The following is a 13,463-nucleotide window of genomic DNA, read 5'->3' on the forward strand; positions in this document are numbered from 1 at the left end:
GGCATGACGTGGCACTGGCGTTACGAAGACGCGAACGGCGGCGAGGTGACCGAGGGGGTCACGCCGTCCGACGCGTTCCCCAGCCAGGCGGACGCGGAGTCGTGGCTCGGCGAGAGCTGGCGTGAGCTGCTCGACGCGGGTGTCGAGAGCGTCACGCTCCTTGAGGACGGCCGGGTCGAGTACGCGAACATGTCGCTGCGCCCCGAGTGAGCCGTGCTCTCCCGTGGCTCCTGCCGGGGCCACGGGAGAGGGGTGAGCTAGGGGCGCTTCTGCGGGCTCACGGTCTTGGCCGGGTCGCGTTCGGCCACGGCGCCGATGATCTCGTCGATCCTGGTGAGCACGTCCTCACCCAGCTTGACCCCGGAGGCCCCGACGTTGTCGCGGACCTGCTCGGGCCTGGTCGCGCCGACGATCGCCGAGGACACGTTCGGGTTCTGCAGCACCCACGCGACCGCGAGCTGGGCCATGGTCAGGCCGAGGTCGGAGGCGATCGGCTTGAGCTGCTGGACCCGGGTGAGCAGGTCGTCGTCCATCATCCGGGAGATGAAGCCGCCTCCGGTGGGGTCGGTGGCCCTGGATCCGGCGGGCGGGGGCTGACCCGGGAGATACTTGCCGGTGAGCACGCCCTGGGCGATCGGGGACCAGACGACCTGGCCGAGGCCCTCCTTCTCGCACAGCGGCACGACCTCGGCCTCGATGACCCGCCACAGCATCGAGTACTGCGGCTGGTTGGAGACCAGCCGGTCGAAGCCCATGTCGTCGGCGATCCGCAGCGCCGCGGCGATCTGGTCCGCGGTCCACTCGCTGACGCCGACGTAGAGGACCTTGCCCTGCCGTACGAGGTCGTCGAAGGTCTTGAGGGTCTCTTCGAGCGGAGTCTCGTAGTCGAACCGGTGGGCCTGGTAGAGGTCCACGTAGTCGGTCTGCAGGCGGCGCAGCGAGCCGTGGATCGACTCGGTGATGTGCTTGCGCGACAGGCCGCGGTCGTTGGGGCCGCTTCCGGTCGGCCAGTAGACCTTGGTGAAGATCTCCAGGGACTCGCGGCGCACACCCTTCAGCGCCCGGCCGAGCACCTCCTCTGCCTTGGTGCCCGCGTAGACGTCCGCGGTGTCGAAGGTGGTGATCCCCTCATCGAGGGCCGCCCGCACGCACTCCTTGGCGGCGTCCTCCTCGACCTGGGAGCCATGGGTGATCCAGTTGCCGTAGCTGATCTCACTGACCTTGAGGCCGCTACGGCCGAGGTGACGGAATTCCATGCCCTGACCCTAGTAGGCGTCATAGAACAGAGGGATTCGGGATACTCTGCCCGGCGTGTCGCGGTTGATCACTTCTAGATGGGTACGGCTCGCACTGGTGGCCGCCGTGGTGACGGCGGTCGTCGTGGCGGTCCTGCGCCTGCGCCGTCCTCCGGCGGTCCGGCGTCAGGAGGGCCTTCCCGAACCGTCCCGCGCCGAGACCGCCGCGGCCCCCGGCGTGTGGGCGGCCCCCGAACCGAGGGCGTGGCCTCCCGCCCCGATCCTCGGCACGCCGAACGCCGAGATCCTCAAGGGGTACGCGACCGTCACCAGGCCTCCCGCCTTCCTCACCCGGCAGGCCGTACCGCGCACGCCGCTCGACGGGGCCGCCAGGCGCGTGCTGACCCGCTGGGCCGCGGCCGCGTGCGCGCTGGGCCTGCTGGCCGTGGGCGCCCAGGTCCTGGACGACGCGGTCTTCTCCGGCAGGAGGCACTCGGGGGAGCCGTGCGCGGGGGAGACGGTCTGCCAGAGGGCCGCGGCGCCGGTGACGGAGATCCTGGAGACGCCCGCGCCGGCTGTCCCGGACGCCGACTGCGACCCGGCGGCGCGTACCCCGCACCGCAGGCCGGTCAGCCCCAGGGTGACCAGGGCGGTCGACCGGCAGTGGAACAGGATAGAGAGGTGGCTGAGGGCCAACACCCCGCGGACCTACCGCGCGCTCAGTGCCCCCGCAAGGTCCGGGACCATCGCCGTCGCCGAGGCTCAGATGGGCCTGCGCCTGCCCGACGACCTGCGCGCCTCCCTGCTGCGGCACAACGGCGGGGCGCCTCTCCTGATGGGGGAGAGCCCGCTGGACGTCAGGGGGATCCGCGACACCTGGCGGACGCTGTGCGAGGTCGACGGCGTCGACGGATACACGGGTGAGGAGATCGGCGAGAGGTCGGAGTGGTGGGACGGGCGGATGATCCCGTTCACCGCGGACGGCACCGGTTGCCATCTGCTCATCGACTCGGTCGCGCGCGACGTGGGAGGAAAGTGCGAGGACGAGCCGATCGGCTTCACGCCGGGCGGGGTTCGCCTGAGGTCCTACTACGCGCTGCTGAAGGCGACCGCCGACGCGCTGGAGACCGGCGGGAGGATCGGCTACTGGAGGCCGAGGGCGGCCGGCGGCGCGCTGGACTGGGAGATCGTCGACGCCGGAGCCGAGGCCGAGTACGCCGATCCGTGACATGCCGTGACATGCCACGGGCCCCGGTCCGTGTGGACGGGGCCCGTTCCGCGTTCTACTTCTTGGGCGGGACCGGCTTGCCGCCGGGCAGGAGGGTAGGCGGCGGGAAGCGCAGCTTGCGGATCTGCAGCGCGCGCATCGCGGCGTAGAAGCCGATGCCCTTGAGGTTGTCCGAGGGGAACTTCTCCTCGGCCAGCCGCTTGATCTTCCAGCCCACCCAGATCGAGGTCATCAGCACGCCGATCATCATGAGCGGCCAGCCGATCGTGATGACGGCGACGTAGATCTGGCCGCGGATCTGCTCGGGGAAGGGGACCCAGGTCACCAGCAGGATGAACAGGGAGAAGGGCAGGAAGTACTGACTGGGCAGGCGCCGGGAGTCGACCCAGTCCCGGGCGAACTTGCGGGCCGGGCCCCGGTCACGCGCGGGGAAGTATCGCTCGTCGCCACGCAGCATGCCCTCGCGGGCCTTGACGCGCTCGGTGGCCTGGCGCTCACGGAGCTGCCGGTAGGCCTCCTTGCGGTTCTGGGGGGCGTTCACCGGCTGACGGCGGCGCCCCTCGGCGTCGCGGCGCTTGGGTGTGGGACGCCCCTTGCCCGCAGGCTTAGGATCGTTGACGGAGACGGGGGAGTCGTCCGCGGTGGTCTGGGTACGTCGGAACACATCGTCAGCCTACCGGGAGTGCAACTTAGTGACGCCCTCGTGCGTTATGCGTAGGGTGAACCTAGGTGGCTCCGGTGCTTAGCTTGGGGGGCTGGAATCACTGGGGTGACCCGAAGCGCATTTGAAGAAGGGGACGGCCGACGCGCATGAGCGTGATGAAGAGACTTTCAATGATCTTCAAGTCCAAGGCGAACAACGCCTTGGACAAGATGGAGGATCCGCGCGAGACCCTCGACTACTCCTACCAGCGTCAGTTGGAGTTGTTGCAGAAGGTGCGCCGTGGTGTGGCCGATGTCGCCACCTCGCGCAAGCGGGTGGAACTGCAGATCAACCAGATCGAGGCTCAGGCACGCAAGCTTGAGGAGCAGGGCCGTAAGGCGCTGGGGGTCGGCCGTGAGGACCTGGCCCGTGAGGCGCTGACCCGCCGGTCGAGCCTGCAGACCCAGATCGCCGAGCTCCGGGTGCAGCACGACAACCTCCAGGGCGAGGAGGAGAAGCTCACCACCGCCTCGCACCGCCTGCAGGCCAAGGTCGACTCCTTCCGTACGCGCAAGGAGACGATCAAGGCGACCTACACCGCCGCCGAGGCGCAGACCCGCATCAACGAGGCCTTCTCCGGCATCTCCGAGGAGATGGGCGACGTCGGCCTGGCGATCCAGCGGGCCGAGGACAAGACCGCCTCGATGCAGGCCCGCGCGGGCGCCATCGACGAGCTGCTCGCCAGCGGCGCGCTCGACGACTTCAGCGGCCAGCGCGGCGACGACATCCAGGCCGAGCTCGACCGCATGGGCGGCGGGCACGACGTGGAGCTGGAGATCGCCCGGATGAAGGCCGAGCTCGGCCAGGGCCCCGCGCCGAAGAGCGCGATCGAGCAGGGCCCGTCCCAGCAGGGCTACCAGCAGCAGCCTCACCAGCAGCCGCAGCAGCAGCCCCAGGGCACCCAGCAGTTCCGCCAGCCGGGGGAGGGGCTGTGATCGTACGAATCATGGGCGAGGGGCAGATCGCCATCGACGAGGCCGACCTCGACGTTCTCAACACCCTCGACGGCGAGCTTGAGGCCGCCATCGCCGCCGAGGACGAGGCCGCCTTCCGGAGCAGGCTGCACGACCTGCTCGACAAGGTCCGCCACGTCGGCAAGGCGCTTCCCGACGACAGTCTGGAGCCGTCCGAGCTGATTTTGCCTCCGGCAGACGCTTCCATGGACGAAGTGCGGGAGATGCTCGGTGATGAGGGCCTGATTCCCGGATAGTTTGGGCATATGGCACATACCCGGTTCGCCCCGGACCGGGGCCTGACCAACCGCATGGTCCTGACCATGTTCCTGCTGGGCCTGCTCTACGTCGTGTTCGTCGGCGTACTGGTGGCGCTGGGCGTCCAAGCCGTCGTGGTGCTGCTCATCGCGGGTGCCATGCTCCTGGTGCAGTACTTCATGTCCGACCGCATCGCGTTGTTCGCGATGCACGGGCGTGTCGTCGGCCCCCAGGAGGCGCCGGAGCTGCACGGCGTGATCGACCGGCTCTGCGCCATGGCCGACATGCCCAAGCCGCGGGTGGCGATCGCCGACTCGGACGTCCCGAACGCGTTCGCCACCGGCCGCAACCAGAAGAACGCCGTGGTCTGCGCGACCACGGGCCTGCTGCGGCGCCTGGACCGCGCCGAGCTCGAAGGCGTGCTCGCCCACGAGATGTCCCACGTGGCCCACCGTGACGTCGCGGTGATGACGATCGCCTCGTTCCTGGGCATCGTCGCCGGGCTGATGACCAGGGTCGCGCTCTACAGCGGTCTCGGTGGGCGCAGGGACAACCAGAACGGGCCGCCGATCGGCCTGATCGTGATGCTGGTCTCCGTCCTGGTCTACGCGGTCAGCTTCCTGCTCACCCGCGCCCTGTCGCGCTACCGCGAGCTGGCCGCCGACCGCGCGGGGGCGCTGCTGACCCAGCGGCCGTCGGCCCTGGCCAGCGCGCTGGTCAAGGTCTCCGGTGACATGGCCCGTATCCCGACCAGGGACCTGCGCGAGGCGGAGCCGTTCAACGCGTTCTTCTTCGTCCCCGCGCTCGCGGGTCGCGCGGGAGCCTCCCTGGCCTCGCTGCTGGCCACCCACCCCCCGCTCGACCGGCGTCTTGAGCAGCTGCGGAGGATCTCCGGCCAGCTCGGCCAGGGGGTGTGAGCCGGTGGCCAGATGGTGGGACGCGCTGCTTGGCCGTACCGACCCCGTCAAGCCCGACCTGGACGCGCTGTTCGCGCTGCCGTCGGCCGCGGTGACCCTGCAGGCCGCGACCGGCCTTGAGCCGAACGGGGTGGGGTCCGTCTGCTTCCGCCCCGCGGAGGGCGGGGCGTTCAGCGCCCTGGAACACGACGTCGTGGAACTGCTCGCCACAGGCGAGGGACCGCCGGTCGAGGAGGTCAGGGACTCCTACGGCTACACCTGGCTGGTGGTGCGCCGCGACCCCGGCGCGCTCGGCGGCCTGGTCACCGACCTGCACGCGGTCAACTCCTCCCTGGAGGTGGCGGGCTTCGGCCCGTCCCTGCTCTGCTCGCTGGTCACCTTCACCGGCTCGGCCTCCCCGGGAGGGGGGATCGCGTTGGTCTACCTCTACAAACGGGGCACCTTCTACCCGTTCGCGCCGATGCCCGGCCGGCGCAGGGACAACCCGCTGGAGCTTCAGGTGCGCGGCGCGCTCGCCGGGGAGCTGAAGATCGAGCCCGACCTCGGCCGCTGGTTCCCCCTCTGGGGCGCCCCCGGGCTGTGACCGGTGCGCTCCAGGCGAGGTGTGACGAAGGCCGCCGCCCTGGCGTTCCTCCTGGCGGGCCTGTGCTACACGGCCTGGGCGCCGCTGCAGTTCCTCAACCCGCGGGTGGACCGTTCCCTCTCCTATCTCAGCGAACTGGCCGCCGTGGACCAGCCGTGGTCGTGGCTGGTGCGCTGCGCCGACGTGCTGGCCGGGGCCGCCTGTCTGGCCGGGGTCGCCCTGGCGCCCGACGAGCGTCCCGGTGGGGCGGGCGCGGCCGGCTGGCTCGGCCTGGCGATGTTCGGGACGATGACGGTGCTGGACGCGGGTGTCTTCCCGCTGGACTGCGCGGTGCTGAGCGACCCCTCGTGCGCCGCGGCGGAGGCGGCGGGCCGTCTGTCCGTCTCCCACACCGTCCACGCGGCGGTCAGCTCCCTGGCCCTCGCGGGGGCCGGGCTCAGCCTCGTCGCGCTGCCGGTGAGCGCGCTGCGGCGCCGCCGCCTGCTCCCGCTGGGGTACGGCGGTGCCGTACTGGCCGTTCTGATGGCCGCCGCGACGGCGTGGACACTCATCCTGGTCGCCGAGGCGGAGGAAGGCGTGCCCGGTGTCCCCGTCGGTCTCGCCCAGCGTCTGCAGGTCGGGGTCGTGGCGCTCTGGCTGCTGCTGGCCGGGGCCGCGCTGTGGCGCGACAGGACACGCGTGGTCCCGCAGAGGTCGCACGTCCTGCTCCAGGGGACGGGAACGCCGCCGGTGGTGATCTGCGCGGGAATGGCCGGGGCGTGGTTCCACTGGGACCGGGTCGCCGAGGACCTTCGCTCCGACCACCTGGTGATCCGTTTCGACCGTCCCGGCCTCGGGCTCAGCTCGGGCCACCCGGGGCCGCCGTCCCTGGCCGAGGAGGCGGGACGGATCGCCGCGCTGGCGCGCAGGCCGATCGTGGTCGGTCACTCCGTCGCGGCCTTCCACGCCGAGGCCTTCGCCAGACTCAACCCCGGCGGGGTCGCGGGCCTGGTCCTGGTCGATCCGAGCTGCGAACGGCCGGCCGGGCGCGGGGGCGGGACGCGGGCCGCACGGGGGGCCGTGCGCGGTGCCGTGCAGAGGGCACTGCCCGCGCTGGGCGGGACGTTCGGCGCGACCGCGCTCGCCCGTCTGGTCCTGCCTCCGGCGCACCGCCTCCTCATGGGGCCGCACGAGGAGGCCGGGCTCGTGTACGGCAGGGGCCGGGTGCTGGCCGCGGCACTGGCCGAGTGGCTCGCCTACCCGGAGATGGCCGCGGAACTCGACGAACTACGCCGCGCCCGCCCCCTGCCCCCGGTCCCGGTCGTCGTGCTCAGCGCGGGATCCGGCGACGCCTGCCACCGCGACCTGGCCCGGCTGCTCGGCGCCCGGCTGGTCCCGCTGGCGGACAGCGGGCACGAGGTACAGCTCGACCGGCCGGAGGCGGTCGCCGAGGCGGTCAGGACACTCGACGTCCCGCGCGACACACCTCCCGTGGCCGGGCACTGATGCACTGACCGTGACTATTTGCCGTCACAATGGAGCCTAAAAGGCCCCTAAAGGGAGGGTAGGTATGCCGGACCTTGCGTCCTTGCGGTCTGGAGATCCCGAGCAGGTCCGGGAGTACCGGCTCACCGCGCGGCTCGGCGAGGGCGGGCAGGGAACGGTCTACCTCGGCGTCTCCCCGACGGGTGCCCAGGTCGCGGTCAAACTGCTGCGGGCCGATCTGGCACAGGACGTCGAGGCGATGGAGCGCTTCGTCCGCGAGGTCAGCACGGCCAGACGGGTCGCGCCGTTCTGCACCGCCGCGGTCATCGACACCGGGATGGACCGTAACCGCCCCTACATCGTCAGCGAGTACATCGACGGCCCGACGCTGGCGGAGGTCGTGGCCGCCGAGGGGCCGCGTGAGGGCTCGGCGCTGCACCGCCTGGCGATCGGCACGGTGACCGCGCTCGTCGCGATCCACCAGGCGGGGATCGTGCACCGGGACTTCAAGCCGTCCAACGTGCTGCTGGCCCCCGACGGGCCCCGGGTGATCGACTTCGGCATCGCCAAGGCGCTGGACCGGACCTCGACGCTGACCGCCACGGCGATCGGCACCCCCTCCTACATGACGCCCGAGCAGCTCGCCGGGGAGACGGCGGGGTCGCCCGCGGACATGTTCGCCTGGGGCTGCACGATGGTCTTCGCGGCCACCGGCAGTCCTCCGTTCGGCACGGACAGCCTGCCCGCGATCTTCAACCGCATCATGAACCTTGAGCCCGACCTGCGGGCCATCGCCGACCCGGCGCTGCGCGAACTGGTCGGCCAGTGCCTGGCCAAGGACCCCGCCGTACGGCCGAGCGCGGGGGACGCCCTGCTGCGGCTGCTCGGTCACGCGGGCACCGTACCGGGCGGCATGCCGGGCACCGCGGCGGGAGCCGTCCCAGGCACCGCGGCACCGGCGGCGCCAGGGGGCATCCTCGCCGAGGGGTCGGCCGCCGCCGCCCAGCGGACGGGTCCCGGCGGGTATGGCCAGGCGCCCCCTCAGCAGCCCCGGTTCCCTCAGCAGCACCACCAGCAGCCCGGACCGCCCGTCCAGGAGGCCTACCCGCAGGCTCCGTTCTACGGCCGTCCCGACCAGACGGGGCCCGGCGCGCTGGGAACGGTCCCGGCGGGACGGCCGTCCTACCCGGTTCCCGGGCCCGGTTACCCGCAGTCGCCCGCGCCGGGCTACCCGCCCCACGGGGCGGCGCCGTACGGGAACAAGGGGCGGCGGGGGGTCTGGATCGCGCTCGCGGCGGGCCTCGTCGTCCTGCTGGCCGGGGGCGGCCTCGCGCTGACGCTGGTGAACGGGGAGCCGGAGACGGGCAGCGAGACGGGCGTGATCGACGTCGCGGAGACCGGTGACCCGGTGAAGCCGGACCGGAGCGACGCGCCGCCGACGCAGGACCCCACGGTCGCCGACCCGCCGCAGCAGACGAACAAGATCAAACTGCCGGGCAGTTCGATCACGCTCCACGAGAACCCGGACGACCCGATCAAGCTCACCGCCTACAGCCTCGACTGGGACAAGACCCTCTACACGCGTTCCCGGGCCGGCGCCTTCAGCAAGAACGACAAGTACTTCCAGTACGTGGTCAACACCGAGGGCACCAAGGCACTGGGGGTCGACAGGCAGTACGACTCGGGCAACTACGCCGTCGTCTCCCTCGTCGACCGGAGCGACAACTCCGTGACGCCGCTCAGGATCGCCAAGACGCCGGTCTACGCGACCGTCCCCCAGTGGTCCCCGGACGGCACCCGTGGCCTGGTGACGCTGTACGAGTCGGCGGGCAAGACCAGCAAGGAGTACGGCTACGCGATCATCGACATAGCCAAGAAGAAGGTCAGGACCGTCCGGGTCAAGGAGAAGGACGCCGGGAAGTGGAGCTACTTCTGGCGGGGGGACGGCAAGGCGGTCGGCACCTGGGCGCTCACCGGCAAGACCAAGCGCATCCGCTTCTACGACCTGCAGGGCACGGTCCTGCAGACCCTGCTCGACGTGGGCACCCCGCTCACCGTCGAGGGCGACGACGTCTCCCCCTCGGGCACGTTGATCATGACCTACTGCAAGCAGGACAACAAGAAGGTCTGCGTCTGGTCCACCGTCGCCGACGCGGACGCCCAGCACCGGGTCCCGTTCGAGACCGACCGGCTCATCGGCTGGTACGACGACACGCACATCGCGGGCTGGCGGCGCAAGGGGAGCGGCTACGAGGCCGTGGTGATCGACTTCGAGGGACGCGTCAAGCGGGTCCTGGCCACCACGACCAACGCCGAGGAGTACAAGAAGCAGTACATGCGCTTCACCCGCGCCGACTGACGGTCCGATCCCCAAGTCTCCGCAAGACACGGCGGACGGCGCCGGGCTTCTCCCCGGCGCCACCGCTCCGCCGTGGTGCCATGAGCCTATGATCAAGTTGTCTCACATCACGGCCGCGGGGGCCGCCGTGGCCGCCGCGGTGTTCGTCACCGCGGGGCCGCTCGGCGGGGCCGCGTCCGCAGACACCGCTTTCGGCACCGCTTTCGACACCGGGAGGACGGTCATGGAGGAGAACCGAGACCAGGTGACGGTCGTGGGGGAGGGCAGCGTCTCCTCGGCCCCCGACGTCATGCGCCTGAACACCGGTGTCGAGGTGCGCCACGCGAGCGCGAGCCAGGCCTTCGCCGAGGCCAGGGCCGCCGCGGCCAGGCTGACCACGGCGTTGAGGGGGGCGGGCGTCGCCGCCGAGGACCTGCGCACGAACGAGTTGTCCCTGGGGCCCGAGTACGAGACCTACCCCAAGGTCTCCGCCTACCGGGCGGCCCAGGGCGTCGAGGCCGTGGTGCGTGACCTGGAGAGCGCCGACAGGGTCATCGAGGCCGCGGTGGCCGTGGGTGAGGAGGTGCGCCTGAACGGCCTGTCCTTCGAGGTCTCCGACAGCCGTGGCGCGCTCGGGGCGGCACGCGACCTGGCCTTCGCCGACGCCAGGGCCCGCGCCGAGCAGTACGCGAGGCTGGCGGGCCGCCGGCTGGGCCGGGTCGTGGCGATCGCGGAGGAGAACGTCACCCCGCCCAGGCCGGTGTCCTACGGGGCGGGGTTCGCCGCGGAGAAGGCCTCCGTCAGCCCCGGCCAGCAGACCGTCTCCGTCAGCGTCAGGGTGGTCTACGGGCTCGGCTGAGCCCCGCTGGGGCCCGCCCGGGGCCCCACAGCGGGGCCCCGGCGAAAGAGGGTCAGGGCAGGGCGAGCATGCGGTCCAGGGCGACCTTGGCCCAGCGGGTGGTCTCCGGGTCCACGGTGATCTGGTTGACCGTCTGGCCCGCCGCCAGCGACTCCAGCGCCCACACCAGGTGCGGCAGGTCGATCCGGTTCATCGTCGAGCAGTAGCAGACGGTCTTGTCGAGGAACGTCACGTTCTTGTCGGGGAACATCTGCCCCAGCCGCTTGACCAGGTTCAGCTCGGTGCCGACCGCCCAGGACGACCCGGCGGGGGCCTCCTTCAGCCTGTTGATGATGTACTCGGTCGATCCGACGTAGTCGGCCTTGGTGACGACCTCGTGCCTGCACTCGGGGTGGACCAGCACGTTGACGCCGGGGATGCGCTCACGCACCTCGTCGACGCACTCGGCGGTGAAACGGCCGTGGACCGAGCAGTGCCCCTTCCACAGGATCATCTTGGCGTTCTGGAGCTGCTCGGCGGTCAGGCCGCCGTTGGGCCGGTGCGGGTTGTAGACGACGCAGTCGTCGAGGGACAGGCCCATCTCCAGCACCGCGGTGTTGCGCCCCAGGTGCTGGTCGGGCAGGAACAGCACCTTCTCCCCACGGGAGAAGGCCCATTCGAGGGCGCGCCTGGCGTTGGAGGAGGTGCACACGGCGCCGCCGTTGCGCCCGCAGAAGGCCTTGATGTCGGCGCTTGAGTTCATGTAGGTGACCGGGACGGTCGTCTCGGCGATCCCGGCGTCCTGCAACGCCTCCCAGCACTCCTCGACCTGGTCGAAGGTGGCCATGTCCGCCATCGAGCACCCGGCGGCCATGTCGGGCAGCACGACCTTCTGGTCGTCGTTGGTGAGGATGTCGGCGGACTCGGCCATGAAGTGCACGCCGCAGAAGACGATGTACTCGGCCTGCGGCCTGGCCGCGGCGTCGCGGGCCAGTTTGAAGGAGTCGCCGGTCACGTCGGCGAACTGGATGACCTCGTCACGCTGGTAGTGGTGGCCGAGGACGAAGACCCGCTCCCCGAGCGCCGCCTTGGCCCGCCTGGCACGCTCGACGAGCGCCGGGTCCGAGGCGGTCGGCAGCTCCCCGGGACAGTCGACACCGCGCTCGCTGTGCGGGTCTGTCCCCCTGCCGAGGACGAAAAGCGGAAGGCCGGTCTCGGTGGTCGTCACGACCACACCCCCTTATCGTCGAACTGACGACTAATGATGACACACGCCTCCGGGGGTTTTATTCCGGGGTGGGGAAGGGCCGAAGCCCCAGGAATGTGTAGCGGTCTGCACGTGTTGGTAGCGTCTAAGAAGGACGTCACACACAGACAGCCGACCCGTCCGGGCGGCTGACGCAGACGCGGGAGTCACCACATGTCGGTTGAGAGCAGCGAGACCAAGACGCAGGGCCTGGTCCTCAGTGACGCGGCCGCGGCCAAGGTCAAGAGCCTGCTGGAGCAGCAGGGCGAGGAAGGCCTCAAGCTGCGCGTGGCCGTGCAGCCCGGTGGCTGCTCGGGCCTGCGCTACCAGCTCTTCTTCGACGACCGTTCGATGGACGGCGACGTCGTCTCGGACTTCGACGGTGTCAGCGTTGTCACCGATCGGATGAGCGCGCCGTACCTCGGTGGCGCGACCATCGACTTCGTCGACACGATCGAGAAGCAGGGCTTCACGATCGACAACCCGAACGCCACCGGTTCCTGTGCCTGCGGCGACTCGTTCAACTAACGGACGCACGCGGACAGTCCGCGGCAAGTGACATACGGCGGCCCCGCGGGGTGAGATCTCTCACCTCGCGGGGCCGCCGTGCGTCCATGTGGTCACGTATTCTTGCGGGGCTCCAAACCCCGTCCATCCAGAAGATGCTGACAACGAGGAGAATGACCCCGTGCGCATCGCCGTCACCGGCTCCATCGCGACCGACCACCTGATGACCTTCCCGGGGCGCTTCGGCGACCAGCTCATCGCCGACCAGCTCGACCGGGTCTCCCTGTCGTTCCTCGTGGACGACCTGCAGGTCCGCCGCGGAGGCTGCGCGGCCAACATCGCCTTCGGCATGGGCAGCCTGGGGCTGCGGCCCGTCCTGGTCGGCGCGGTCGGCACGGACTTCGCCGACTACCGCTCCTGGCTCGAACGGCACGGTGTCGACTGCGACTCCGTGCACACCTCCGAGGTCCACCACACGGCCCGGTTCCTGTGCACGACCGATGACGACCACAACCAGATCGCCTCGTTCTACACCGGCGCGATGGCCGAGGCCAGGCTCATCGAGCTGGGCCCCATCGCCGAACGGCTCGGCGGCCTCGATCTCGTCCTGATCAGCCCCAACGACCCCGAGGCGATGCTCAGGCACACCGACGAGGCCCGGGATCGGGGCATCCCGTTCGCCGCCGACCCCTCCCAGCAGCTCGCGCGCATGCCCGGTGAGGACATCAGGAGGCTCGTGGACGGCGCCGCCTACCTGTTCGGCAACGACTACGAGCGCGGCCTGATCGAGCAGAAGACCGGCTGGTCGGACGAGGAGATCCTGGAGCGGGTCGGCGTCCGCGTCACCACGCTCGGCCCCAAGGGCGTGGTGATCGACCGCAAGGGCGAGCCGTCCCTGCACGTCTCGCCCGCCCCGGAGAACGGCAAGGCCGACCCGACCGGCGTCGGCGACGCCTTCCGGGCCGGATTCCTGTCGGCCCTGGCCTGGGGCCTGTCGCTGGAGCGCTGCGGCCAGCTCGGCAACCTCACCGCGACCCACGTCCTTGAGCGTGTCGGCGGCCAGGAGTACGAACTCGGCCAGGAGGAGTTCCTCAAGCGCCTCGCCGCCGCCTACGGCGCCGAGGCCGCCGAGGAGGCGGGCCGTTTCGTACGGTGCCACCACGCCTGAGATCGCGCACCGCCCCTCCCGCGCG

The 13,463-nt window shown here is 70.9% G+C and carries 14 protein-coding genes; 11 read left to right on the plus strand and 3 right to left on the minus strand.

The genetic code is table 11. The features are described from left to right. The first annotated feature begins 3 nt into the window (after window positions 1–3). Window positions 4–210, plus strand: coding sequence for a hypothetical protein (locus ABZ463_RS10655; RefSeq protein WP_352008822.1), 207 nt, complete (start codon window positions 4–6; stop codon window positions 208–210). A 47-nt stretch (window positions 211–257) separates the two neighbouring features. Here the strand turns inward: ABZ463_RS10655 and ABZ463_RS10660 are convergent, their stop codons facing one another. After that, window positions 258–1,256: an aldo/keto reductase family protein gene (locus ABZ463_RS10660; RefSeq protein WP_362775270.1), complete on the minus strand. Its 999-nt coding sequence runs from the start codon at window positions 1,254–1,256 to the stop codon at window positions 258–260. Window positions 1,257–1,311: 55 nt separating this feature from the next. Here ABZ463_RS10660 and ABZ463_RS10665 point away from each other — a divergent pair, with 55 nt between their 5' ends. Then, a complete protein-coding gene (locus ABZ463_RS10665; RefSeq protein WP_362775273.1) occupies window positions 1,312–2,463 on the plus strand; it encodes an SMI1/KNR4 family protein in 1,152 nt (383 codons plus the stop codon). 55 nt (window positions 2,464–2,518) lie between these two features. Here ABZ463_RS10665 and ABZ463_RS10670 read toward each other — a convergent pair whose 3' ends face one another. Next, window positions 2,519–3,127, minus strand: coding sequence for a DUF3043 domain-containing protein (locus ABZ463_RS10670; RefSeq protein WP_352008825.1), 609 nt, complete (start codon window positions 3,125–3,127; stop codon window positions 2,519–2,521). Window positions 3,128–3,273: 146 nt separating this feature from the next. Between ABZ463_RS10670 and ABZ463_RS10675 the strand changes: the two genes are divergently transcribed. From ABZ463_RS10675 to ABZ463_RS10705, 7 genes are all read left to right on the plus strand, one after another. After that, entirely contained in the window at window positions 3,274–4,101 is an 828-nt protein-coding gene (locus ABZ463_RS10675) for a PspA/IM30 family protein (protein WP_352008826.1), read from the plus strand. Next, window positions 4,098–4,376: a hypothetical protein gene (locus ABZ463_RS10680; protein ID WP_352008827.1), complete on the plus strand. Its 279-nt coding sequence runs from the start codon at window positions 4,098–4,100 to the stop codon at window positions 4,374–4,376. Before ABZ463_RS10675 ends, ABZ463_RS10680 begins: the two co-directional genes overlap by 4 nt. Before the next feature lie 9 nt (window positions 4,377–4,385). Continuing rightward, the gene (htpX, locus tag ABZ463_RS10685) at window positions 4,386–5,294 is read left to right on the plus strand and encodes a zinc metalloprotease HtpX (protein WP_352008828.1); all 909 of its coding nucleotides are present in this window, start codon (window positions 4,386–4,388) and stop codon (window positions 5,292–5,294) included. 4 nt (window positions 5,295–5,298) lie between these two features. Then, the gene (locus tag ABZ463_RS10690; protein WP_362775279.1) at window positions 5,299–5,877 is read left to right on the plus strand and encodes a hypothetical protein; all 579 of its coding nucleotides are present in this window, start codon (window positions 5,299–5,301) and stop codon (window positions 5,875–5,877) included. 21 nt (window positions 5,878–5,898) lie between these two features. Further along, window positions 5,899–7,362: an alpha/beta fold hydrolase gene (locus tag ABZ463_RS10695; protein ID WP_362775282.1), complete on the plus strand. Its 1,464-nt coding sequence runs from the start codon at window positions 5,899–5,901 to the stop codon at window positions 7,360–7,362. An 82-nt stretch (window positions 7,363–7,444) separates the two neighbouring features. Then, window positions 7,445–9,700 (plus strand): protein kinase, encoded by a 2,256-nt coding sequence (locus tag ABZ463_RS10700; RefSeq protein WP_362775285.1) that lies wholly within the window; start codon window positions 7,445–7,447, stop codon window positions 9,698–9,700. An 88-nt stretch (window positions 9,701–9,788) separates the two neighbouring features. Continuing rightward, entirely contained in the window at window positions 9,789–10,538 is a 750-nt protein-coding gene (locus ABZ463_RS10705; protein WP_352008832.1) for an SIMPL domain-containing protein, read from the plus strand. Between the two features lie 52 nt (window positions 10,539–10,590). Here the strand turns inward: ABZ463_RS10705 and nadA are convergent, their stop codons facing one another. Then, a complete protein-coding gene (gene nadA, locus ABZ463_RS10710) occupies window positions 10,591–11,745 on the minus strand; it encodes a quinolinate synthase NadA (protein ID WP_352008833.1) in 1,155 nt (384 codons plus the stop codon). A gap of 192 nt (window positions 11,746–11,937) precedes the next feature. On the opposite strand from nadA, the gene erpA reads away from it, so the two are divergent. Together erpA and ABZ463_RS10720 are read left to right on the plus strand one after the other, a co-directional pair. Continuing rightward, window positions 11,938–12,291, plus strand: coding sequence for an iron-sulfur cluster insertion protein ErpA (gene erpA, locus ABZ463_RS10715; RefSeq protein ID WP_352008834.1), 354 nt, complete (start codon window positions 11,938–11,940; stop codon window positions 12,289–12,291). 160 nt (window positions 12,292–12,451) lie between these two features. Next, a complete protein-coding gene (locus tag ABZ463_RS10720) occupies window positions 12,452–13,438 on the plus strand; it encodes a carbohydrate kinase family protein (protein WP_352008835.1) in 987 nt (328 codons plus the stop codon). The last annotated feature ends 25 nt before the right edge of the window (window positions 13,439–13,463 follow it).

The sequence above is a fragment of the Streptosporangium sp. NPDC020145 genome, from assembly GCF_040631275.1.
Lineage (GTDB): Bacteria > Actinomycetota > Actinomycetes > Streptosporangiales > Streptosporangiaceae > Streptosporangium.